15 protein-coding genes are annotated in these 24,199 nt (G+C 48.8%); 13 read left to right on the forward strand and 2 right to left on the reverse strand.

Going from position 1 to position 24,199, the window contains the following annotated elements; genetic code table 11:
* Positions 1 to 137: 137 nt before the first annotated feature.
* On the forward strand, positions 138 to 1,172 hold the full coding sequence (locus ABE504_RS11710; protein ID WP_430088325.1) for a LacI family DNA-binding transcriptional regulator: 1,035 nt from the start codon (positions 138 to 140) through the stop codon (positions 1,170 to 1,172).
* A gap of 110 nt (positions 1,173 to 1,282) precedes the next feature.
* Here ABE504_RS11710 and ABE504_RS11715 read toward each other — a convergent pair whose 3' ends face one another.
* The gene (locus ABE504_RS11715) at positions 1,283 to 5,233 is read right to left on the reverse strand and encodes a hypothetical protein (protein ID WP_430088326.1); all 3,951 of its coding nucleotides are present in this window, start codon (positions 5,231 to 5,233) and stop codon (positions 1,283 to 1,285) included.
* Between the two features lie 521 nt (positions 5,234 to 5,754).
* Here ABE504_RS11715 and ABE504_RS11720 point away from each other — a divergent pair.
* The 12 genes from ABE504_RS11720 to ABE504_RS11775 all read left to right on the forward strand — a co-directional run bounded on the left by ABE504_RS11720 (position 5,755) and on the right by ABE504_RS11775 (position 23,007).
* On the forward strand, positions 5,755 to 8,064 hold the full coding sequence (locus ABE504_RS11720; protein ID WP_430088328.1) for an FAD-dependent oxidoreductase: 2,310 nt from the start codon (positions 5,755 to 5,757) through the stop codon (positions 8,062 to 8,064).
* 145 nt (positions 8,065 to 8,209) lie between these two features.
* The gene (locus ABE504_RS11725) at positions 8,210 to 9,745 is read left to right on the forward strand and encodes a response regulator transcription factor (protein WP_430088329.1); all 1,536 of its coding nucleotides are present in this window, start codon (positions 8,210 to 8,212) and stop codon (positions 9,743 to 9,745) included.
* A gap of 7 nt (positions 9,746 to 9,752) precedes the next feature.
* Positions 9,753 to 11,489 (forward strand): sensor histidine kinase, encoded by a 1,737-nt coding sequence (locus ABE504_RS11730; protein WP_430088331.1) that lies wholly within the window; start codon positions 9,753 to 9,755, stop codon positions 11,487 to 11,489.
* A gap of 219 nt (positions 11,490 to 11,708) precedes the next feature.
* Entirely contained in the window at positions 11,709 to 12,569 is an 861-nt protein-coding gene (locus tag ABE504_RS11735; protein WP_430088697.1) for an ABC transporter permease, read from the forward strand.
* Positions 12,563 to 13,423 carry a carbohydrate ABC transporter permease gene (locus ABE504_RS11740; protein ID WP_430088333.1) on the forward strand — a complete coding sequence of 287 codons (861 nt, stop codon included), beginning with the start codon at positions 12,563 to 12,565 and terminating at the stop codon, positions 13,421 to 13,423. The genes ABE504_RS11735 and ABE504_RS11740 overlap by 7 nt, the downstream gene beginning before the upstream one ends.
* A gap of 62 nt (positions 13,424 to 13,485) precedes the next feature.
* Entirely contained in the window at positions 13,486 to 15,057 is a 1,572-nt protein-coding gene (locus ABE504_RS11745; RefSeq protein ID WP_430088335.1) for an extracellular solute-binding protein, read from the forward strand.
* A gap of 175 nt (positions 15,058 to 15,232) precedes the next feature.
* Positions 15,233 to 16,987 carry a histidine kinase gene (locus ABE504_RS11750; protein WP_430088337.1) on the forward strand — a complete coding sequence of 585 codons (1,755 nt, stop codon included), beginning with the start codon at positions 15,233 to 15,235 and terminating at the stop codon, positions 16,985 to 16,987.
* Positions 16,984 to 18,549, forward strand: a complete 1,566-nt coding sequence (locus ABE504_RS11755; RefSeq protein ID WP_430088339.1) for a response regulator transcription factor — start codon at positions 16,984 to 16,986, stop codon at positions 18,547 to 18,549. Before ABE504_RS11750 ends, ABE504_RS11755 begins: the two co-directional genes overlap by 4 nt.
* 103 nt (positions 18,550 to 18,652) lie before the next feature.
* On the forward strand, positions 18,653 to 19,975 hold the full coding sequence (locus ABE504_RS11760) for an ABC transporter substrate-binding protein (RefSeq protein ID WP_430088341.1): 1,323 nt from the start codon (positions 18,653 to 18,655) through the stop codon (positions 19,973 to 19,975).
* Between the two features lie 214 nt (positions 19,976 to 20,189).
* On the forward strand, positions 20,190 to 21,092 hold the full coding sequence (locus ABE504_RS11765; RefSeq protein ID WP_430088343.1) for a carbohydrate ABC transporter permease: 903 nt from the start codon (positions 20,190 to 20,192) through the stop codon (positions 21,090 to 21,092).
* A gap of 67 nt (positions 21,093 to 21,159) precedes the next feature.
* Positions 21,160 to 21,936: a carbohydrate ABC transporter permease gene (locus tag ABE504_RS11770; protein ID WP_430088699.1), complete on the forward strand. Its 777-nt coding sequence runs from the start codon at positions 21,160 to 21,162 to the stop codon at positions 21,934 to 21,936.
* 27 nt (positions 21,937 to 21,963) lie between these two features.
* Positions 21,964 to 23,007 (forward strand): glycoside hydrolase family 88/105 protein, encoded by a 1,044-nt coding sequence (locus ABE504_RS11775; protein WP_430088345.1) that lies wholly within the window; start codon positions 21,964 to 21,966, stop codon positions 23,005 to 23,007.
* A 390-nt stretch (positions 23,008 to 23,397) separates the two neighbouring features.
* Here the strand turns inward: ABE504_RS11775 and ABE504_RS11780 are convergent, their stop codons facing one another.
* A complete protein-coding gene (locus ABE504_RS11780) occupies positions 23,398 to 24,030 on the reverse strand; it encodes a DUF2306 domain-containing protein (protein WP_430088347.1) in 633 nt (210 codons plus the stop codon).
* Positions 24,031 to 24,199 lie beyond the last annotated feature (169 nt).

Raw genomic sequence — 24,199 nt, forward strand, 5'->3', positions numbered from 1 at the left:
TTTCCTGAAGAGTCTCGCGAACCTGTTCGCGGGGCTTTTCTCTTTATAGCTCCCTTCAGGAAATATCGTTTAAATATTTGACAATAACATTTAAAACGTTTTATCATTTTAAAAAAAGGGATTTAGGTGAGGATTCTATGACATCCAACATTCATGATATTGCGAGATTGGCAGGGGTTTCTCCGGCTACGGTTTCATTGGCGTTGAATGGAAGAAAAGGGGTTAGCGAGAAAACCAAGTTGCGTGTCTTGGAGATTGCTCAGCAGTTGGATTATGTGCCTAATGTGATGGCGCAAGGACTGCAGAGAGGGCGTACCAACAATATTCTTGTGCTGATGTCAGGGCCGCAATACGATTATTTCAACAGCCCTTTTTATTTTGAAACGTTAAAGCATTTTGCCAAAGGCATATCGAATACGCCATTTCAGATGGTTTTGCATATTACGACGGCCGAAGAGGAATTAAAACATTTAAAAATGCTTGTTTCACGCAAAGGTTTTGACGGCATGGTTATGATGGGCCTTCGGATGCCGCAAGAGGAGGCGATGGCCATTATTGGCAGCATCCCCTCTGTGTTTGTCAATCGACCTAATGTTAAAGAGGCCTATTCGGTCAATGCGAACTATGCAAATGCCATGTATCTCGTCACCAAGCATCTGCTTGAATTAGGTCATCGCGATATCGCTTTCTTTGGCTATGTGCCCAAGCTGCCGCCATCCGAGAATAGATTGATCGGTTTCAGGAAAGCGTATGAGGAATATGGGCTAGAGGTTAAGGCCGAGCAGTTGATCTATGCCGACTACTATCAGGAATCGGGTTATTTGGCTATGCGCAAATGGCTGCAATCCGGGCTTGCACTGCCCCAAGCGATTATTGGCGGCAACGACTTGATTGCATTAGGTATTCTTGAAGCGCTGTATGATGGGGGGGTCTCGGTACCCGAAGATGTTTCTCTGGCCGGGATAGATAATTTGTCGAACACGCATTTGTTGAAAGTGCCTCTGACGACGGTACACATTAGAAATGATTTGATCGGGATGGAGACGTCCGCTAAAATCATTCGACTGTTGCAAGATGAGGAAGTCGAGCGAGAAACATGGATCGATGTGCAGTTAATTAAAAGGGCGAGCACTGCGCAGCGCAGCGCGGACATTGTAGCGGGCAGCAGCTAGATCGCTTCAAGGCAGAAAGTACAAAGGAGCAAAAGAAAGCTGGCTCTATCACGAAGGTGATAAGGGCCAGCCTTTTATTGTTGCATGACTGAAGTGTGCCTTACTTCATATTACTGCTCTACCCAGAATTCGATAGCGTATCCTTTCAGCGTTGTTGTGATTGTGGTATTTTCTGCGGTTGTGACTTGCGTACCGATTTCGACACCTTCTGAATTTGCTCCGTGATCCGCCTCCGTATACCGGTAACCTTTGTAGGTTTTGCCTGCTCCTACTTCAACGTTATACGTGTAGTAGTCTGACGAGCTGCGATTCGTAACGGCGAAGGCCATTTTGCCCGGTTGAAGCAGACTATCCGTGTTCAACGGATTTTTCACAGCAGGCGCTTTCCAGGCCATAATCCGATTGTCGGTCAAATAATGATTGGCGGCATCTTTCGGTTCGTTTACCGCATAGCGGACGGAATCCCAAGGCATATATTTCAGGAAGCCCGCCAAGGCGTTCCAGTTCTTGTTGTTATATTCCCAATGCCCTTTTTCCAGATTGGCATGCGGCTCGCCAGGGATCGGATCATCGTCCGATGCGCGCCAGAAGCCAAGCGAGAAACCGGTAGCTTCGGAATTATACAGGGGTTTCAGCGCATGCAGCCAGTACCAGGTTGGCGAATTGACGAAGGTAAACCAGTTCATCACCGATTGCGCTGTGTTGACAAAGTTGGCTGACGATAATTGGTTGCCAAAGTACTCAAATTCATTTTGATACACAGGCTTGCCCAGTGATTTATCTTTGTAGTGGTCGGCTTCGCTTATTACGGTATTGGAGTCATAGCCAATCCGGTGGAACGTCCAAGCATCGATATTATTCACCAGGGTGCAGTAAGACTTATCAGCAATCAATGAATTGGACATACAAGCCGGATCTGCCGTATCTGCTGCACTAAGCGCTTGACCAACGCTTGAATGCTGCCCATCCCAGCTGTCTGCGTGAATTTCCAGTGGTTTGCCCAAATCAGCAAATTTTTGCTTGAGCAGGGGGGCAACCTCTTTCATTGCATTCACATATTGAGTTGCTGTGTAGGGGGAATGGGAATAGTTTAAAGGGTGCCCGGCCAGTGTTTCATAAAGGTAATTAATGCTTTCATTCTGCAAGCCAAAAGCTGTAATTGGAATGTTATGATCCATTAAATATTTGAGATCTGTCCATACGGATTGCGCAAATTGGTCATAATGATAAACGGTTCCCGTAACGGTTGTGGTAGAAGGGACTTTTAACACGCCGCCGATGTAGGAACCGCTTGTTTTGTAAAACGGTGTCGGTGACCAGTATTCAAAATCGACGCCTTCTACCTTGGCATCCGTGATCATCTTGCTCAATTCGGTGAGCTGCGTCGGCCATCTTTCTTTTAACTGCTTGCCATCCTCGGTCGTGCCGCGATAATACAGGCCGCCAGCGAGACGCATATATCGGAATCCGCTGAGCATTTCCTTGGCGAGGCGTTCTCGCTCGTCAAGCTTGTTGCCATTCGCGTCATAGCCTCCCAGTTCTGCCGGATTGCCGAACTGGTCGTAGCCGCCCACAGCCAAATCATGCGGCACTCCGATTGGCGCTTGCGGCAAGCCTACGCCGGTATCATCCGAGCCGATGGAATCGCTTTGGATTTCAAAACCAAGCCCCTTGATGATATTCTCCGTCGCGCCTTGAATCGTGTAGTTCCCCGAACGCGTTGTTGGGCCGGAAATTGCGAATACCGAGAGAGATTGGAAGGATGCATTCAGCCCTTTGGCGAACAGCCCGGCCTTGCCCGAAAGGAAACTTGAATCTTCCACGACTGCCTTGGATTGGCCATTCACGAACAATGTGATTTGAGGCCCTTTCATGTTGACTTGCAGTTCGATTGGCTGATTAGCGGACAAGGTAACCAGATCGCTTTGGGCCAGTACCGTTTCGGAAGCGCTGCTTTTTTTGACAATCTCAAACTTATGGGTCACAGCATTGTAGCGCGAAAGATAGTAGCTTCCATCTGCTTGGTATCGGGTTATAAGCCCGAATTCACCATTTACAGAAGCAGGGGTGACCGTTGTTTGGACAGCGTAATGTTTCCAATCCTGACCGCCAACGAAAGCGGAAGCGCTAGAAATCGGGCTGCCCGTATTGGCTTGCAATTCGTAATGATTTCCTGAACCTGATCTTTGCCAATTGCCTAACCGGGTCCATTGGGATTGATCATCACGTGTAAAATCATCATAGAACAGGTCGACGCCCGTATAAGTAAAACGCAGGGCGTCGGCGTAAACCTTGCCGTTGGCGTCATTGGACAGGGACACATTGCCGCTGCTGCCTTTGTTAAATAGAAAGGAGCCGAGCGAATTCCATTGCCCGCCATTTTCCTTTTGGTTCACATAAACAGCTGCGCTTACATTGGCGGCTGTTACGATAGCCATGGCATTGGAAGCGGCATTTCCCGCATCGTCGGGATGCCAAAGTGATACAGTGTAATAGCCAGTCTGATCTAACGTTGGTCTCCATACGACGGTATTTTCGCCTTGTCCTGCCGGGGAAACCAAATAATCTTGACCTTGGAAATTGGGCTGTTGAGATGAGGCAGTCCAGGAGCCTGTTGGTGTTACTGCAGTCGTATCCGTATTGTCTGTTGTCACTTCCAGCGGAACAAATCGGATCGCATCGGCAACTACGATTCCATCGGCATTATTCGAGAGATGCACATTGCCAGCGATACCTTCGGCAAAGGGGTAGCTGCCTAGTCTGACCCATTGTTTTCCTTCCTGCCGCTCATTTACATTGACGGTCTCTTCTCCGCTTGCATAATGGATCGTGAAGGGAGCATTGGAGGCAATGGTTGTATCATCAAGTTTGCTTTCGGGCAGCCAATAGTACACATTGTAATACCCGGCTTTCGATATATAAGGCGTCCAAGTCAGTTCGTTGGCTTGAACCGTATTCACATCATTGGAGGAGGTGTAATAGCTGCCCCCGTAAGCGTTCGGACGGAAGGATGAGGATGTCCAGCCCACGCCATGCGTTCCTTGAACAGCCTCCACATTGTCGACAATAATGTCGTTAACGGTTGGCTCGTAGTCAAATTTAATCGCGTCCGCAATCACATTGTTGGCTGCGACCTGGTTAGTGAGACGCACCGTTCCTTCTTCTCCAGCAATGAAAAGAAATGAACCCAGCTTATTCCAGTGTCCGCCGACCCCGCGCTGCGTTGCTCTGATCGTTACTTCTCCCAAGGCGTGTTTGATTGTGTAAGGAGCATCATCGGCGATTGAATTGTCGGAGGACAAACTATCCGGTACCCAATAATAGACGCCATATTTTCCCGTTTTCGTGAAAGTAGCACGCCAGGTAACCTGCTTGTCGCCGGGGCCGTTCCCGACGGCCAAATAGTTGCTCCCATATTTGTTGCTTCTTGAGGTGCCTGTACTCCAGGTTCCAACGATGTCGGCTGCTGCCAGATTGGTATTGTCGAGAATCATTGGAGCAACCGCAGCATCTTGCACAGGAGGGACCCAATCGAATATCACCGCATCTGCAAGGACATATTGGGAATCCACCTGATTCGTAAGCTGCACGTAGCCGCTCGTTCCAGCTGCAAAGGAAAATTCCCCAAGCTCTACATAATCCCCGCCTGCCGCTCGTTGATTTTTCAGGATCGTTGTCGTGCCGCTGGCGGAATTAACGGTAAAGGGTGCATTGCTGGCAATATCAGCGCTATTCGTAGTTCCGTTGGGCAGTCGATAATAGACCTTATAGGTGCCGCTGATCGCCAGGTTGGGACGCCACGTAATTTTAACGCTGCCCGTTCCTTTACTGGCGTACAAATAATCAGCGCCTTCAAAGCCGGTTCTGAACGTGCTGGAAGTCCATTCGCCAGGCACTTTTTCTGCATCTGTGTTATCAATGAAGCGATCATAGGCATTATCCAGCAGCTCCGTTTTTGATGCTGCCCGGACAGTACCCATTCCGGGCGTAAGATAGCCTAGCAGCGAGAACAATAGGGTGCATATTAAAAATATGTGAAACTTTTGTCGAGCTGTCTTCATAATGGCATCCTCCATTTTCAAAAGTAAGATGGGATAAGAAAAGACTGGTGTGTAGCGTGAACATATCTTAGGACATCTCCTCCTGGTAAAGCGTTTTCAAAAAGTGTTATCTCCCTTCCTCCTCTCACTGACACCCATGGATATAAAACGATTTAGTTATTTGTGGGCGGGTAATCCCTATTATATTTCAATATATTCCATAGTCAATGCTTTATAGTAAAACGTTTTAAATTTATTTTTGTGAATTCCTGATTTTTGCAAAGATTTTAAAAATTATCGTATGGGCATGTCAAATGAGCGGGGGTTTTTGGTTTAATTCATGGAGTATAGGGGGGGTTTGCGGGAGTTTAGCTGGACAGGATTGAAATTAACGGCGGATATGAGCGTGGTTTTTTCTGATAGAAACTAAAACGTTTTAATAAAATATTGACGAAAATAAAAAAATGACTTAATATTTCCTGTAAACGTTAGGGGTATGAATTAAAAAACGTTTTAAATTTTGCGTAAAGGAGTTTATTTTCTTGAAAAATCTTAAAGAACAATATGACGTCGTTGTCATTGGAGGCGGATTAGCCGGATTTTGCGCAGCTGTATCGGCAGCTAGACACGGAGCTACAACAAGCCTTATTCAGGATAGACCCGTTCTAGGCGGAAATAGTTCCTCGGAAGTGCGTGTAACGCCGCATGGAGCGGCGGCCTTTCATAGCTATGCTCGTGAAACGGGCATTATTTCCGAGCTGCTCATAGAGGAGAGGGCCCGCAACCACGAGGAAATATTCGAGAATGGCTGGACGAATAGTGTATGGGACTTAACGATGTACGATATGGCTGTGAACACACCTAACCTTACACTGCATTTGAATACGACGATTCATCATGTGGTCAAGAATGCGGAGCGGCAGATTCAAGCTGTGGTCGGTAGAGTGGCAAATGCAGAGACAGAAATAGAAATTAGCGGCAAGCTATTCATTGATTGCTCAGGCGATGGCATCGTGGCGGATTTGGCTGGCTGTGAGTGGCGCATGGGATCAGAGGGACGGGCGGAATTTAATGAGTATCATGCACCCTTGGAGGCTAGTGGGGATACGATGGGCAATTCCATTCATTTCCGTGCCAGAGACATGGGAAGACCCGTGCCTTTCAAGGCGCCGGACTGGGCAGTTCAGCATGAAGATGCCGCTTATTTCTATGAAGATGGACGAATTCCCAAGGAAATGCGCGGTGGCTATTGGTGGTTGGAGATCGGAGTTCCCTGGCATACGATTTATGATTCCGAGGATATCAGACATGAACTGACCCGACATACGCTTGGTGTGTGGGATTGGATCAAGAATAAGGACCTCTTGTTGAAGGAGAAGTCAGCGAATTACGCTTTGGATTGGGTCGGTCAGGTACCTGGAAAGCGGGAAAGCCGGCGCATTATGGGCAGGTATTTTATGACCGAGCATGATCCGGCCAATAGAACTGTTTTTGCGGACGAAATCGCATTTGGCGGCTGGTTTCTCGATTTGCATACACCGGGTGGACTGCTTGCTGTTCATAGTGAGCAGGCAAGCGCTGAGGGCTACTCACAGATGAGTGAATATGCGATTAAAAGCTATTGCGGTCCTTACGGCATCCCGCTGCGTATTCTCATTGCCAAGGATATGGATAACCTGATGATGGCCGGGCGAAATGTCAGCGTATCCCATGCCGCATTGGGGACGGTTCGCGTGATGTCCACGACTGCGCTCATGGGGCAAGCTGCAGGCATAGCTGCTGCAGTCGCGCTAAGGAGCGGATTGCTTATCGGAGAAGTACCTGAGAGAGGCATTAAGGAAGTGCAGCAGCTTTTGCTGAGGGATGGTTGTTTTCTGCCGAATTATAAGAATGAGGATACGAAGGATTTGGCCCTAAGTGCCGTTGTCTCGGCGAGCAGCTCAGCCAAGCTTCATGAAGTGACGCCAGAAAGCGGCGGTTTTCATGAAGGCTTGGATGTATGGCGTGACCAGAATCACCGTACCCAATCTGATCACCTGATGCAGCGCAGAGGGCAATGGATTGCCATCGGTTCCGATCAACTGGATGTCGTTTCCGTCTGTCTATCCAATACGACGGATCACATTCAAACCATTGAAGCCTTAATTGTGCCTGTCGAGCATATTTGGGATTACCGGACAGATCCGGGTCCAGCGCTTGCCCGTACCCTTCTTCAGGTGCCGCCGGGTGACAAGCAGTGGATCGCGTGGCCTGTCCAGCTTAATGAAGCTTCGGGCTTAGCCCCTGGACGGTATATTCGTTTGGATTTAACGGAGAACCCAGATGTGGAATGGCATCGTGCAGGCGCTATTGAAACCGGTCACATGGCGGCGTTCGAAATGGGACTTGGAAAAATGCGCAGATATGATAATGGGGTCACGATGAGCTTTCGCGTTGAGCCGGAGCAAGCCTGCTATAGTCCGGCAAATGCTGTTAATGGCGTAACCCGTCCGCATCGATTCACAAATTTATGGAAATCGGACCCGAACGAGGATTCAGTGCCTTGGCTTGAACTTAGCTGGGATTCAGCTCAAACCATTGCTCAAGTAGAACTTACATTTCCAGGGCATCTGGTTCGTGAATACCACGCTTATGCTCCTTTTTACAAGGACCCGCAATGCGCCAAGGACTACAGCATCGTAGCCTGGATCGAGGGAGCGTGGCAGGAGGTGATTCGCATCGAAGGGAACTATCAACGCCATTGCCGTCATACAATGAGTCCCCCGGTAACGACTACAAAACTGCGAATTGTGATCCATGCGACGAATGGTGATCCATCGGCAGCCATGTATGAAGTGCGCTGCTACGCATAGCAGCTTAAAAGCAGGTTCTGTATATATGATTTAAGATAATTATGCCTTATAATTTTAGTATAAAGCCACACATTCCTTAGGAAAGGTTTTGTGTGGCTGTTTGTATCTTATCCAATTGCAATCGGTGAAAGGGATGAAAAGAGCCATGGAGCAGCAGCTACTCACGGTGCTAATCGTAGATGATGAACTTCCCCTAAGGCAGCAATTAAAAAACTATGATTGGGAAGCTATGGGGGCTACCATTATTGGAGAAGCGGAAGACGGAGAAGAAGCGTTGGTGTTCTGCAGAGAGCAGATGCCGGATGTCGTTTTTACCGACATTACAATGCCGATTATGGATGGTATGGAATTTCTCGAAAGGCTGCGTGCCGAACAAATTCCGGCGCAAGTAATCCTGCTTACTTGCCATAGTGAATTTCATTTTGCAAAGGGCGGGCTTCAGCATGGCGCTATTGAATATTTAATTAAGACGGCGCTTACAGAGAATGAGCTTCGGAATGCGTTGACCAGGGCGAGATCCATGATGGAGAAGGAGAGTATTGTTCAGGAGAGAACGGTAGCAACCAGGCATTGGGCACAAACGCTGCATATTCACAGACTGCTGGAAAGCGAGCTTGCCCCTGCGGAGATAGATGAGGCTTTTGGGGCGGCAGGACTTCACATTCGTCCTTCTTCCTGTATGGCAGGTATTCATCTGGAGTGTTACTCCAAGGATCGGCAATTTCTGGCTCGGGAAATTCAAGCTGTGTTGAACAGAGACGACGCTGCGTATGCGTGGTATCCGCTTCATGAAGGCTATCTCTTGCTGTATGATGATAGAAATTTAACGCTGTGCGAAATCGTCAATCGACTGCATAGCAATATAGACAATCTGTATAAGGAACTGGGACGCACCTTTTCATTTATTGGCAGAGAATACCGGCTGATCGGATGGGTCAGCCCTCCCTGCGCCACCAGTGAAGAACATTATATGGCCTTGCAGGGAATTGTTAAGAATGCTTATCGTTTCTTCTATATGCCGGATACTGTGCATGTATTGCAGGCTTCCTTTGCCCTGGAAAACACGGCGGAGAAGGATTCTGCCGCTATGGATGAACTGGAGTTCAAGCTGCAAGCGTTAGGGAACAGCCGCAAGGAGCTGCATAAGTACTTTACAGGTGATTTTGCCCGCTGGTGCAGTGAGTATCAGCCGACCGTGGAAGAGCTGAAAAGGTTCCTGGCACAATGGCTGCAGCGCTTAACGAAGCCCACTCAACAAGATGCCTGGCTTTGGAGGCAGAATCCGATTATTCATGCGTTCACATTGGAGCAGTTGGTTCAAAGTATTATTCATCTCCTCTCGGAAGAAGCTAACTCTGAATCGAAATTACGGCCGGAAGTGCGTAAAACGATTGAACAGATTCAGCGGCGTATTTCTGAGCCCATCACGCTGAACAGCATTTCGGAGGAAGTAGGGCTGCGCGCTCACTATCTTGGAAAGTTATTTCGCGAGGGCGTAGGAGAATCGTTCAACGAGTATTTGTCCAAGCTGCGGATTCAGAAAGCGATCCAGCTGCTGTCTACTTCGAATCTGAAGGTATATGAGGTAGCAGATCAGGTTGGGGTTAAGAGCTACCGCTACTTCACGATTTTATTTCGGCAATATACCGGTCTGACGCCTTCGGAATTTAAGAAGGAGTGATGCGATAATGAGAGAGATCATTTCCTGGCTGCGGAATCGAGGATTGGCGGTAAAATGGTTCGCCAGCCTGTTCGCGATTACTGCGTTTTTGTTTTACACGCTCTCCTATTATAATTCCCGTGCGACCGAGTCGGCATTTCAAAAGCAATTTATGACGGATACTCAGCAACTGAATGAAAAGACAAGTCAACTGCTGGACATCTACGTGGACAACATGAGAACGATTTTGCTGCAGCTCTCGAGCCGCAGTGATCTGCTCCAAGGCGGCGAGAAAGCTGTCAGGGAGTTGCAGCAATACAGGGATTCGAACGGCTCCATTGTGGAAACGATTTATATAGTTGATTTAGAGGGCAATGTGGTATCCAATCAACAGCTCTATTACAGTATTGTCGGCAATGACGATTTGGATGATTTGACCAAGCTGGCGATGGAAAAGCCCAATGTATTAAGCTGGTCGGAACCTTACGAGTCGAAAATTTCCGGCAAGACCATGGCCTTCGTACAAACGATTCCGGATTCCGCCAATTCCATAGCGGGCACGGTGATCGTGGAGATCAATCTGTTGAATCTCACCAACCGCTTAACACCGATCCTTTCGGGTTATAATCAGACATTTACTGTCATTTCTTTGGGCAACAACATCGTGACGGTAGATGCTGATTCGAAATTGCTGCCTCATGACGGCTATTCACAGACTAGCGCTGATTTTCTTCGTCAGGTAGTGGATCTGCCAGTGGGAAGCAGCGTTATCAAAGGGGCTAAGAAAAATTTACTTATTGTTAAATCAATTTCCAGCCGTCTGGGCTGGCAGCTTGTAACCTTTGTGGATGAAGACTTTTTTTATCGGAATTTGCGTGTCCTGAATATCAATTACAGAAATGCGGCGCTTTTCTGGTTCATCGGGCTTGGCATCGCATCCTTGTTGCTAATTCGCTCTTGGGTGTCCCCGTTAAAGCTGCTCGTTGCCAAGATGGATCGGGTCAATGATCTGGAAGTCTTGTCCAAGCTGCACGTAGATCGCGGGGATGAAATTGGCCAATTAACGCACAGCTACAACCGGATGATGGAACGGATTTGGCTGCTCGTATCCAAAATTAAAGAGATCGAGGCCAGTAAGAAGGACTACGAATTCAAAATGCTGCAAAGCCAAATCGGGCCTCATTTTCTATACAACACTTTGGCTTGCATATCGAGTTTAGCCAAGCAGCAGCGGCTGCAGGAGGTCGAGGCAACGGTGCGCTCCTTGACAGGCCTGCTAAGCTTTAGCTTTGACAAGCGTTCGGAATTTGTGACGCTGTCAGACGAACTGGAAGGCTTGCGTATGTACGCTCAAATTCAATCGGTTCGGTATGGCCCGAGATTTTCAATGCACATCGAGGTGGGGGCTGAATTGCTTGCCATGCAGGTCATTAAGCTGACGATCCAGCCGCTGGTTGAGAATGCAATCATCCACGGCATATTTCCGCTTAAAAAGCCGGGGAATATTTATGTCAGAGCCAAAATTCTTCATGGACATTTGCTCATTGATGTACTGGATGACGGCAAAGGAATGAGTCACGAGAAGGTCGAACACATGCTGACAGATCAGAAGCTCCGTCCGTTCAGCAAAGGATTCAACAGCATTGGTCTGCTGAATGTCCACAATCGCATTCGCATTCATTGCGGAAATGAGTATGGACTTCGCATCGTTTCCAAACCTGGCAGAGGCACGATTGTAAGAATCAGTATGCCAATTATTGTATAGTCGGTCCCCAAATAGGAGGGCGCTTTCATTGTGCAAATGACGGCGCTCTTTTTGGTGTTAATGTAAGTACATTATTGTTATTTGCATGTATATTTTCTGTGAGTTTGCAATGCTAGAATTACCTTATCAAGTGAAAACGCAATCATAAGGAAGGTGATCCTCATTACGAAGCAACCTCAATTGGCGAAACAGATTTGGAACTATAAAGCCTTGTATCTTATGCTGCTGCCGGGTGTAATCTATTATATTATCTACCGTTATTACCCGATGTACGGCACTATTATTGCATTCAAGGATTATAGCATCACCGACGGCATTGTCGGAAGTCCATGGGCGCATCCGTGGTACAAGCATTTTCATACTTTTTACGAATCTCCCTATTTTGGTGAACTCTTATGGAACACGTTTATCATCAGCTTTTACAAGCTGCTGTTTGGAACGATGCCGCCGATTCTGCTGGCTTTGCTGCTGAATGAATGCAGAACAGCTTGGTTCAAAGGGTTGATTCAGACACTGACTTACATGCCGTACTTTCTTTCCTGGGTCATTATTTTTGGTATTTTGCTGTCGCTGCTATCGGAAAGTTCGGGTTTGGTGAATCTGCTGATCCAGAATATGGGGGGCAGTTCGATCGGCTTTCTGACATCCACAGAATGGTTTAGAAGTATTTTGATTAGCACGGATATTTGGCAGCAAATTGGCTATGGGGCCATTATCTACTTGGCTGCGATGACCGCGATTGACATTACGCTGTACGAAGCCGCCAGAGTGGATGGAGCTAGCCGGTTGCGCATGGTCTGGCATATCACGTTGCCGGGAATAAGAAATATTATTGTTCTGCTTTTAATCCTGAGGTTGGGTCACTTTCTCGATGCAGGCTTTGAACAAATCTATATCCTGTACAATGTTCAGGTTTATCCTGTAGCCGATATCATCGACACCTGGGTATTCCGCACAGGGCTGCAGCAGTTGAATTTCAGTCTGAGTGCAGCAGTGGGGCTGTTCAAATCGGTGATCGGTATCATCCTGGTTCTTTTGGCAAATTCGTTGGCTAAGAAATGGGGGAGTTCAGTGTGGTAACAGGTAAAGGAGAACGCCTCTTTAATCTCACGATCAACCTGCTCCTGGCTCTTATGGGGCTGACGGCTTTATTCCCTTTGCTGTATGTACTCTCCGTCTCACTGACACCTTTTAGCGAGGTGCTGAAAAATGGCGGCTACGTCATTATCCCTAAATCCATTACATTTGGCGCGTATAGACAGTTGTTCTCGGAGGATCAAATTCCTTCCGCCTTCAAAATAACGATGATCATTACGCTTCTCGGGACCTTTCTTAATGTGGCATTAACGACTTTAATTGCTTATCCATTAAGTCGCCAGGGACTGCCGGGCCGAAAGATTCTGCTGGCCGGTTTAATCTTGACTTTTATTTTTAACGGCGGCGTTATTCCCACTTATCTGGTCGTAAAGCAAACGGGCTTGCTCAATTCGTTGTGGGCGATGATTATTCCCAACATCATTTGGAGCTATAATGTGCTGATTATGAAAAGCTTTTTTGGAAATATCCCTGAGGAACTGTTTGATTCCGCGAAGATTGACGGGGCTAAAGAGTTGCGCGTTTTATGGCAGATTGTGTTGCCGCTCTCCGTTCCTGTTCTGCTGACGGTCTCGTTATTCTATGGGGTATCGCATTGGAATGAGCTGTTCCAGGCAATTATGTACGTGACGAATCGGAACTTGTTTCCGTTGCAGGTTGTTGTAAGAGATATTCTTATGCAGTCCAGCAGCAGCTTGAATGCTGCGGATAACTCGGTTCCGACCGTCACTTTGCAAATGGCTGCTGTGATCATCGCGTGTTTGCCGCTAATTGTCGTATACCCTTTTGTGCAGCGGCATTTTACCAAAGGTATGATGCTAGGTTCCGTTAAGGGGTAGTCATGGTTGTAATATGGCGATAAGCCTATTCAATATATAATAAACGAAAGTAGGGGAATCGATTGATTAAAAAGAGACGTAACCTCATTCTGTCGGCTGTATCCGTTCTGGCTGCAAGCAGCTTGCTTGCAGGGTGCAGCAGCGAGAACACAAGCAGCACGGAGTCCTCCTCCTCCTCCACAGCTTCATCTTCACCAGCCGCGGCATCCGCAGAGCCAATGAAGTTGGAGATTATGGTGAATGGAGGAAAGCTGCCGGCGCCGGATGCCGATGTGATCAAACAAGAGCTGGACAAAGCGTTGAACACGAACATCAACATATCCTCTTATACGGATGCAACAGATTATCAAAATTTGCTGAATGTGCGGGTCGCTTCTTCTGATTTGCCCGATCTGTTCCAAATCAACGACCGCCAGACGGTTGCCCAACTGGCCCGAAAAGGCGCTTTGCTTGATCTTACGCCTTACGTCGGTAAATTGGCGCAAGCGGAAAAATTTGTTGGAGGTTTCCAGAAAAATTATGTTGACGGTAAGTTGTATGCACTGCCAAGGGCGGCAGGACTGGACTATTTCTCCTATTGGGTGCGCAAGGATTGGCTGGACAATCTGAAGCTTCCGGTGCCTCAGACGTTGGATGATCTGGCCAAGGTGGCTGTCGCATTTGCGAATGATGACCCGGATCAGAATGGAAAAAAAGATACGTTTGGCCTTACCGGAGGCGGAGGCGGAGGCTTCGGTGACTTCAAGTTCAATCCGGGAATCGGTGCGGCGTTATCGCCAATCTTCGGCGGATACGGTGTAGGTGTGCCGGGCAGTATGTACGTGAAGGACGGCAAAGTGACAGACGCGCTTCATGATCCGGCGATGAAAGATGCGCTTGCTTTTTCGAAAAAGCTGTTCGATGCGAAAGTGATCGATCCGGATGTGGTGACGAACGGTGCTTTGCAGCACCAGCAAAAAGCGATTCAAGGACAAGTTGGGATTGTGTATATTGATTGGGCGAACATGTCGAAGGATGAATATGTGGAACAAATTAAGGCAATCAACCCTAAAGCGGAATGGATTCAGATTAACGCGCCAAAAGGGCCGGGCGGGCAATTCGACGGTACGTGGGACAGCTCGCGGCAAGGCGGAATCGCAATTCCCAAATCATTAGAGAAAAACCCGAAAAAGATCGAGAAAATTATTGAGCTGCTGAATTATATTTCGGGAGAGAAAGGCTCGAACCTGGTGCAATTTGGTGTGGAAGGCAAGCATTTTACGATAGATAATGGCAAAGTTACAGCAACTCCTTTACTCGCACAGGACGGCGGATATTTCTATACGTATCAATTCCTCGGCAGAAATGAAATGAAATATTTGGCTACTAAATTCGTCAAGCAAACTCCTTACATTGATTTTATCTCGAAAGAACCCCGCATTATGGCCTATAACGGCGTAGTGGATATTCCGAACGACTATAATCCGGCTGATGCCGAACGTTATTTCTCTGAGGAAATCATTAAGTTCCTTTATGGCAAACGTCCGCTTAGCGAATATGACGCTTTCCTTGAGACACTGGATACCCAGTTTAAGTACAAGGTTTACCGCGATTCGGTTGCAGCCCAGTTAAAAACTTTAGGATTGGTAAAATAGCGGTTAGCGCAATATAAAATCCGGAGTCTCGCGAACGTATTCGCGAGGCTCTTCTTTGGTTTTCTCTGAAAGACGTTGACCGTGGGCCGCGGCAGGTGCATAATAATGAATCAAAACAAATGCACCGACTGGCAGGCCGGGGCCATACCTATCGATAGCAAGGAGAGCGCGCACGATGAAGCTACGAACTCTTTTTCAGACATTCCTTCACATGAGAATTCGGACGAAGCTTTCTATTTTGATCACGCTGATTATCGCGGTTTCCCTATCAATTACGATTGCGCTTCAGCAATATGCGTTCTCGATCTATGACGGACAAATCTATGACAAATCGTCCCGCGTCTTGAATTTGTCCTCCAAGGCGATTGAGACGGAGCTGAAGCGCATACAGCAGTTGTCTTTCCGGCTGATGGGCGAGGATCAGGTACAGGATTGGCTAAGCGCGCTCAAGGCAAATCCGTCCGATTATGACAAGCATTTGCTCAGTACAATGTTGACCGACAAATTAATCACGTACGCGGGCGAGGAGCCGCACCTCTACTCGATCCAGCTGATTGATGCCTTCGGCAGCGAGTATGCCGGCGGCAATATGATCAGCCAGGACCCGAATAAGCGCAAGAGCATTCTTGACAAGGCGGCGGAGGGAACGGGAGAAAGCAGGTGGATGTACCCGGATGCCGTGGATTCTGCGCTCATTTTGACGCGGGAAATTCGGTCTTTTCACAGCTCGAACTTTGATCTTTCTTATCTGGGGACGCTGGAAATCCGCATCAATATTGAAAAAATTATTCAGGACCTCGCTCCGGCGGAGGGCGATCTGATCATCGCGTCGGGCAGCAGCATCATTTATCCGCGTGCCCAGCCTTTCTCTTTAAGCGAGATTGAAGCCGGGTTTACCGAAGGAAAAGGCTACACCAATCAGGAAATAAACGGCGAAGAATATTTTATTACGCGCATTCAATCGGCGAATACCGGCTGGACGTATATTAACGTGACGCCATTCAAGCAAATTTTCGATCGAATTCTGTTTATTAAAGAATTAGTCATTTTTGTGTTTATCGGCATTTTTATCGTCGTCTTTGCGATTGGCATCCGTTTCTCGTACGGGCTGACGAAACCGATCGAAGAACTGATGGCCCGCATGAAGCTGGCGGAGAAAGGGAACTTCGAGGAAGCGAATCTGCTTGCATCTGGCGGACAGGTCAGCATGAACGAAATTGGACTGCTGCAGCGCAGCTTCCGATTTATGATTGAACGCATCAATACGCTGATTCAAGAGAACTACGCCAACCGCCTGTTAATCAAAGAAACGGAATTCAAGGCGCTGCAATCGCAGATTAATCCGCATTTTCTGTACAATACGCTGGAATCGATCAACTGGATGGCGAAGGTGAACAAGCAGTCGGAAATTTCCGCCATGGTGGAAGCGCTTGCCCATTTGCTGCGTAACTCTATCGATTTGAAGGAGCCGATTATTCCGCTCCGCGAGGAGCTGGACATTGTCCAAAGCTACGTGACAATTCAGCGAATGCGTTTCGAAGACCGCCTGCAATTCGAGCTGGAGGTGCCCGATGTATTGCTCGCTTGCCCGATTCCCAAATTGACGCTGCAGCCGCTGATGGAGAATGCGATTCATTATGCGCTGGAGACGATTATCGATCCTTGCCAGATTACGGTTCGCGGCTGGAGTACAGAAGAGGGCGTGTTCCTCTCTGTGGAGGATACGGGGCCGGGCATGCCGCCGGGCATTCTGGACAGGCTGCGCAGCGGCGAGATTCGCACCAAAGGCAAGGGCATTGGGCTGCTCAATATCGATGAGCGGATTAAGCTTGCTTTTGGCGAACATTATGGGTTACAGGTCGACGAAGAAGCGACGCAAGGCGCTAAAATTGTTTTGCGGCTGCCAGGTGAAAGGGAGGCTATCTTATGATCAAAGTGATGCTTGTGGATGATGAGCGAATAATTTTAGACGGGATTTCGCGGTTGGTGGACTGGGCTGCGCTGGGGACGGAATTGGTCGGAACGGCGCGCAACGGCGTGGAGGCCTATGATAAGATTCAGGAGCTGGCTCCGCACATCGTGATCAGTGACATTCGCATGCCGGGGATGGACGGGCTGGAACTGGTTGCCCGCGTGAGCGAGTCGCATCCGCATATTCGTTTTGTGCTGCTGTCGGGCTTCGGGGAGTTCGATTACGCAAGCAAGGCGATGCAGTATGGCGTCCGCCATTACCTGCTGAAGCCAACGAATGAGGCCAAGATTGAAGAAGCGCTTCGGGAGATTATGGAGGAGCTGGCGCAAACGGCGAAGGAAGAATCGTTCGTGCAAAATATGAAGGCGGAGCTCGCCAAGGTCATGCCGCATGTGAAGGAGCAGTTCCTCAAGGAATTCGTGACGAACAAAACGTACGGTGAGCAGGACTGGGAATATTTTCGCAGCCTGTTCCGTTTGGACCCGGATTACCGCATTCGGCTCTTGCTCTTTCAGCTCGAGGGCACATACGAGTATGAGCATCTGTTCGCGATTCGGAACATTGCTCAGGAAATGCTCGACAACCCGCTGCTCGGCACGACGATCGGGAATCATGTGCTAATCGTGCTGGAGGACACAGGCCAGCCCGAGGCGCTGCAGGAGCGCATCTATGCGACGCGGGATATTTTTCAAAAATATTACAAAATGGACGCCACGATCTCGCTCAGCGAGCCCGGGCATATTACGAAGGCAAGAACGCTGTATAAAGAGGCGCTGCAGCTGCTGAATTACCGCTTTTATTTGGGCGAAGGAAGCTTAATTACCCGCAAGGATACGGACATGTCGCTGGTCGGCGGGCAAGTGAAGGAGCTTGTATTTGACGAGGAGCGGCTCAATATGAGCGTCAAATCCGGGAACCGCGAGCAGGCGGAGGAAGCTTTGGCCGATCTGATCTGCTCCTTGAAGGAGGCGCAGCTCAATATCGAGGTGTCCAAGTCGTACGTCATTCAGCAGTTCGTCTCGCTGGTACGGCAATGTGCGCCGGATGAGATGAATCACTATGTGGCGAAAATTCCGCTTATCGTCGAAATGAACTCGCTGCAGTCGATCCAGTCGTTTCTGGAAACGGTCGTCCATGCGATGGTTGAAAAGTTTTATTCGCAAAATAAAGTCAAAATCAGCGCGATTGTCCGCAAAGTCATCGATATTATTCACGATCAACTGGGCAATTCCGAGCTGTCTCTGAACTGGGTGGCGAATGAGATGCTGTACATGAATGCCGATTATCTGGGGAAATTATTTAAGAAGGAGACGGGCGAGAAGTTTTCCAATTACGTGATGAAAGCACGGATTGACAAGGCGACGGAGCTCATCCTGCAGGAAGACGATATTAAAATATTTGAACTGGCGGAGCGGCTCGGCTTCGGCGACAATCCCCAGTATTTCAGTCAAGTATTCAAAAAATATCGGGGTTCGACCCCATCTGAATTCATGAAATCATCAGATACCTCTGGAAATTAAACAATCACGTCTGTATTTTGGATTCTCCTTTTGTCCTTTCCCCGCGATAATAAGGATAAGCAATACAACAGCAGATATTCACCAATAAGGGGAGGATACACAGATGAAAAAAGCGATGTTCACTGTACTATCGGCTGCATTACTGTTAGCGGGATGTTCTTCAGGAGGAAGTAAGGATACAGGTTCCACGACTGCGCCAAGCGCGTCCGCGGCAGCAACGGCTGCAGCGTCCAATAAACCGGTAACCCTGCGCGTAGCATGGTGGGGCGGACAATCACGCCATGATTACACGTTGAAATTGATTGAGCTGTACCAACAAAAAAATCCGAACGTGAAAATCGAATCCGAGTATGCGGCATTTGACGACTACTGGAAAAAACTCGCTCCGCAAGCTGCGGCAAACGGATTGCCTGACGTGTTCCAGATGGACATCTCCTATCTGACGCAGTACGGATCCAAAGGTCAATTGGAAGATTTGACACCGTTTACAACGAGCGGCGTGCTCGATGTGAAAGATATTTCTGAGAACAACTTGTCCGGCGGTAAAGTCGACGGGAAACTGGTTGCCATGAACGCTGGATCGAATGCCTTGGGTGCTACGATTGATTCCCAAATGTTGAAAGACGCTGGCGTTACGTTGAAGGATGATTGGACATTCAGTGACTTGGACGCAGTTGGCGCAGCACTGAAAGCGAAGGGCAAGCTGCTTGGCGGAGATCTCCGTCATGACGTCTACTTCCCGTTCTATTTGAGAAGCGTAGGTCAAAAACTGTACGCGGCTGACGGAACGCAGTTGGGCTACTCCGACGATAAACCGTTCATCGACTACTACACGATGTACAAAAAGTGGTATGACTCCGGTTACATCCTGCCTCTAGATAAACTGGCACAGAAAAAAGGCGTTGCGGAAGACGATGAGATGGTGTTAGGCAATGCAGCGGCCACTTTCCAATGGTCCAACCAATTTATTGGTTTTAATACGGCGGCGAAGCGTTCACTGGATATCGCGAAAACGCCAAGCTGGAGCCAAAACAAAGCGCTGTTCCTGAAACCAAGTATGTTCTGGTCTGTATCCAAGAACTCCAAAAACAAAGAAGAAGCAGCTAAATTTGTAAACTTCTTGATCAACGACATTGATGCGAACAAAATCATCATGGGCGAGCGTGGTGTGCCTGTTTCCTCCAAAGTCAAAGAAGCTTTGATGCCGCTGCTGTCTCCTGAGCAAAAGAAAGTATTTGAATACGTGGCATGGGCTGAGAAAAACGCTTCCCCAATGGATCCTCCGAGCCCAATCGGTTCCGTAGAAGTAGAGAAACTGCTCAAAGATACAGCTGAGCAAATTCTGTACAAAAAGCTGACCGTGGAAGAAGGCGCGGCGAAATTCCGTAAAGATGCGAACGCTATTTTGGCCAAAAACAAAAAATAATATTAAGATCAAGCCTCCGCGACCTTTCGTTGCGGGGGCTTTTTTCATGCTTCAAAACCGCATGGCAAGAGGGTTTTACACCTCTGTTATTTATACAAACACAACGGTTTTTTTCCTTCTGACCGCTCGGCAACTCTTTTATAATAAAGACATAGAGAAGAGAGGAAGCGAGGCTTCATCCTTCAGACATTCCATGGCAAGGGGTTGAGCACCAATGAACAAGCTGCGTTATAACGACAATCTGGTGGGGTACGTATTTGCTTCCCCTTTCATTCTGGGTTTTCTGATTTTTACGCTGTATCCCATTATTTCATCGCTCTTTTATTCGTTTACGGACTACAACCTGTTCGATGCACCTAATTTTATCGGTTTTGACAACTATCACAAAATGTTCACGGGAGACGACAAGTACTGGAAATCCGTCAGCGTAACGTTTACTTATGTATTTGCGAGTGTGCCGCTCAGACTGGCTTTCGCGCTAATGGTTGCGATGCTGCTTAACAAAGCAGTTTCGGGCATTGGCATTTACCGCTCCTCGTTTTACTTGCCATCCTTGATCGGGGGCAGCGTGGCGGTTTCCATCATGTGGACGCAAGTGTTCGGAGATAAAGGCTTGCTGAACTCGGCGTTAGGTGTTATCGGCATCCATACGGATACATCTTGGATCGGAAACCCGTCGACAGCTCTTTGGACACTCATCGCTTTGTCCGTCTGGCAGTTCGGCTCTTCTATGCTGATCTTCCTTGCAGGTCTGAAAAACATTCCAGCTTCGTACTATGAAGCCGCAAGCGTTGACGGAGCAGGAAAGGTTCGCCAGTTCTTCAAAATCACGCTTCCTTTGCTCAGCCCGATTATCCTGTTCAACTTGATCATGCAAACGATCTCTGCGTTCATGACTTTTACGCCAGCGTACATCATTTCTCGCGGCGAAGGCGGACCGCTGGATAACACATTGCTGTACTCCCTGTACTTATACCGCAGAGCGTTCCAGTTCTACGAAATGGGTTATGCGTCCGCGATGGCATGGGTAATGCTCATTCTGGTTGGCGTGATCGCACTGGTCATTTTCCAAACCTCGAAATACTGGGTTTACTACGAAAACAAAGGAGAGAAATAACATGGCCTACTCGAATAATTACAAACGCTTTGGTTATCATCTCCTTTTAATCGTGCTGTCGATTGTGATGATGTACCCGATTATTTGGCTCCTTGTCAGCTCGCTCAAGCCCAATGATGAGATTTTTTCAACGGCGTACAGCTTGATTCCAAGCCATATTGCGTGGGAGAATTTTCAAACAGGTTGGAAAGGTTTCGCTGGCAACTCGTTCGGTAAGTTCTTCCTGAACTCGTTCTACATCGTTATCCTGTCTACCATTGGTGCAGTCGTTAGTTCGGCCCTTGTCGCTTACGCGTTTGGTCGTATTCCATTCTTCGCCAAAAGCTTCTGGTTCGGCTGCATGATGCTGACGATGATGCTGCCGCATGACGTTACGATCATTCCGCAATACGTTCTGTTCACGAAGCTTGGTTGGGTTGGATCGTTTTTACCTATCATCATTCCGCAATTTTTTGCCATCCCGTTCTTTATCTTCTTGATTATGCAGTTCATTCGGACGATCCCGATCGAACTGGATGAAGCGGCGAAAATGGACGGCTGCAGCAAATACAGCATCTTTTTCCGTATTTTGGTTCCGTTGATCGTACCGGCGCTCATTACATCGACGATTTTCTCCTTCTACTGGCGCTGGGAAGATTTTATTAACCCGCTGCTTTACTTGAACAAACCGAGCCTGTACCCGGTATCGTTGGCGCTCAAGCTGTTCCTTGACGGCGAGTCCGTGAACAACTGGGGCGGCATGTTCGCAATGGCATCTGCATCGCTTGTACCGATCGTTGTCGTGTTCTTCATTTTCCAACGGTATATCGTGGAAGGCATCAGCACAAGCGGCTTGAAAGGATAAGGTAACATGGAGGAGGAAAACGAAGATATGCCTAAGTTAGAATGGGATGAAAATAATTTGCGCGCGGTGATCGACCGTGTTGTTGAACGTACGTTTCAAATGGATTTCAGCTGGGACTGGCCGGGCGGCGTCGCGTTCTACGGCGTCTGCGAGGCATATGCGGCAACTGGAAATGAAAACTATTTAACGAAGCTGCAAGCGTGGGTGGACGAAAATATTGAAGACGGCTTGCCAAAGCTGTCCGTCAATGCGGTGTCCATCGGGCATGCGTTGATTACGCTCTACGAAGTGACGAAGGACGAGAAATATTTGAACATCGTCAAGGAAATGGCGGAGTTCCTGACACATGACGCTGAGCGTTTCGGGGACGGTATCCTTCAACACACGGTGAATTCAGAATCGTACAACTTCCCGGAGCAGGCTTGGGTGGACACGATGTTTATGGCGGGCTACTTCCTGCTCCGTGTCGGCAAACTGACGGGCAATGACGATTATTTCGCAGACGGCTTAAGACAATACCACGGTCATGAAAATGTGCTGCAAAATCCGGTGACCAATCTATACTATCATGGTTGGGATAATATCAAAGGACACAACATGTCCTCGATCTACTGGGCTCGCGGCAACTCGTGGGCTGCGCTGACGATGGCAAGAGCGCTCGTGCTGATCCCAGTCACGCACCCGTCCTTTATGATCATCGACGGCTCGCTCCGCGATCAACTGAGCACGCTCGTCCGCTTGCAGGACGAATCCGGCCTGTGGCACACGGTGCTGGACGACCCGTCTGCGCCGCTGGAAACGTCAGGCTCCGCCGGCATCGCCGCGGCGCTGCTCACACGAGGACGCTTGTACAACAAGTACACGCAAAAAGCGATCGACGGCATCCTGGCGAAGATCACGCCGGAAGGCTTTGTGACCGGCGTATCGGCCGGCACTGCCGTCATGGACGACGACGCCGGCTACAAAGGCGTGCCGGACAAGCGCATCCAGGGCTGGGGCCAGGGGCTGGCGCTGACGTTCTTGGCCGAAGTGCTGAACTCGCGGAAGAATCTGTTCGGCAACGGTTGTTAATGATGAAGCTCCACTCGGGTTTGGCCGAGTGGAGCTTTATTTTGTTTGGCGAGTCGAGCGGAGGGAGGCGGTGCTGGTGCTGGTGCCGGTGCCGCACAGCGGCATGGTCGGCTGCTTAGGTACTTGCCGAAGCGATCAGGAAATTCCTGCGGAAAGGCAGGCTTTTTCCACGAAAATGACGTCTTGCACAAGATGCCTGCAAAAAGGCAGTTTTTTCGCCCGAACTCGCTCAACAAGGGCAGGCACACCCGAAATGCCTGCGCTTTTGCAGGAATTTCAGGGAAACAGGGAGGGAAAGGGGAAAATTCCTGCTTTTTTGCTGGCTTGGTGCTCTGGTATCCCCTGCCCAATAAGGATATATCCAGCGCTGCCTGTCATGAACATGCCCGGCTACTTCCCCCGTTGCACGAACCCCCACTCCACAATAATCACGTTAATCAGCAGCCCCAGCCACACATTCACGTCTAAAATCTCCGCTATCATCTGCTCCCTGCCGCCCTCCGGCAAGTGGAAGCCGTGGAAAATCAGGTTGAACAGGATGCAGAATGGGACGACCAGCCGCGCGGTGATCGCGACGAGCGTTATCGCGTAGCTGCGCATCATCCAGCGGCGGTGCTGCACAAGATTGCCTCGCACCGCGTAGCGGTAGCCCTGCCAGGTTGTCCACAGCCACAGAAGGCTGAGGGCCAGAAAGGCGAGCGCTTTGGTATAGCTTTCGGCATAAAAGGCCAGTACCAATCCGAGCAATCCGCTGATGAGAATGCTGATGACATAGACACGGCCCAGGATGCGATGCCGGTTCGGGTACTTGGCGCGATAGCGGGCGCTCAATTGCACCAATCCGCTCAGCAGCGCGAGAAGCGCTGTCGCAATATGAAGCACTAGTAGCGGATAATGCAGGGGGAAGTTTGTTGTGAGCGAAGTCCGGCTGCTGTCGGGATTCAGCGACAAATAAGGGAAGACAGCGACGGCTGCGACAGCGAGAATGATACAGACAGCGGTAAGGGTAAGTTTTTTACTCATAGAGCCTCCGAATTCTTTAGGGTCGGGGAGCAGCAAGCAGCATGCCATGTTGCTCCTCTATCAACAATGGTTATGCTGCCATTGTACATGCCGATTCTCAACGGGATCTCAACGATTTCTTAAATCTTTCTAAAATCGCGCAGGCCAGAATAGGCAGCATGGGCGTAGG

Origin of the sequence: Paenibacillus oryzisoli (assembly GCF_050467285.1) — a bacterium.
GTDB classification, from domain to species: domain Bacteria; phylum Bacillota; class Bacilli; order Paenibacillales; family NBRC-103111; genus Paenibacillus_E; species Paenibacillus_E oryzisoli_A.

Bases quoted from the DNA above. Each gene is read 5' to 3' on its own strand.
- ABE504_RS11760 (WP_430088341.1), top strand. From the start codon at position 18,653: ATGAAAAAAGCGATGTTCACTGTACTATCGGCTGCATTACTGTTAGCG.
- ABE504_RS11750 (WP_430088337.1), top strand. From the start codon at position 15,233: ATGAAGCTACGAACTCTTTTTCAGACATTCCTTCACATGAGAATTCGG.
- ABE504_RS11770 (WP_430088699.1), top strand. From the start codon at position 21,160: ATGATGTACCCGATTATTTGGCTCCTTGTCAGCTCGCTCAAGCCCAAT.
- ABE504_RS11710 (WP_430088325.1), top strand. From the start codon at position 138: ATGACATCCAACATTCATGATATTGCGAGATTGGCAGGGGTTTCTCCG.
- ABE504_RS11735 (WP_430088697.1), top strand. From the start codon at position 11,709: ATGCTGCTGCCGGGTGTAATCTATTATATTATCTACCGTTATTACCCG.
- ABE504_RS11755 (WP_430088339.1), top strand. From the start codon at position 16,984: ATGATCAAAGTGATGCTTGTGGATGATGAGCGAATAATTTTAGACGGG.
- ABE504_RS11775 (WP_430088345.1), top strand. From the start codon at position 21,964: ATGCCTAAGTTAGAATGGGATGAAAATAATTTGCGCGCGGTGATCGAC.
- ABE504_RS11715 (WP_430088326.1), bottom strand. From the start codon at position 5,233: ATGAAGACAGCTCGACAAAAGTTTCACATATTTTTAATATGCACCCTA.
- ABE504_RS11765 (WP_430088343.1), top strand. From the start codon at position 20,190: ATGAACAAGCTGCGTTATAACGACAATCTGGTGGGGTACGTATTTGCT.
- ABE504_RS11725 (WP_430088329.1), top strand. From the start codon at position 8,210: ATGGAGCAGCAGCTACTCACGGTGCTAATCGTAGATGATGAACTTCCC.
- ABE504_RS11780 (WP_430088347.1), bottom strand. From the start codon at position 24,030: ATGAGTAAAAAACTTACCCTTACCGCTGTCTGTATCATTCTCGCTGTC.
- ABE504_RS11730 (WP_430088331.1), top strand. From the start codon at position 9,753: ATGAGAGAGATCATTTCCTGGCTGCGGAATCGAGGATTGGCGGTAAAA.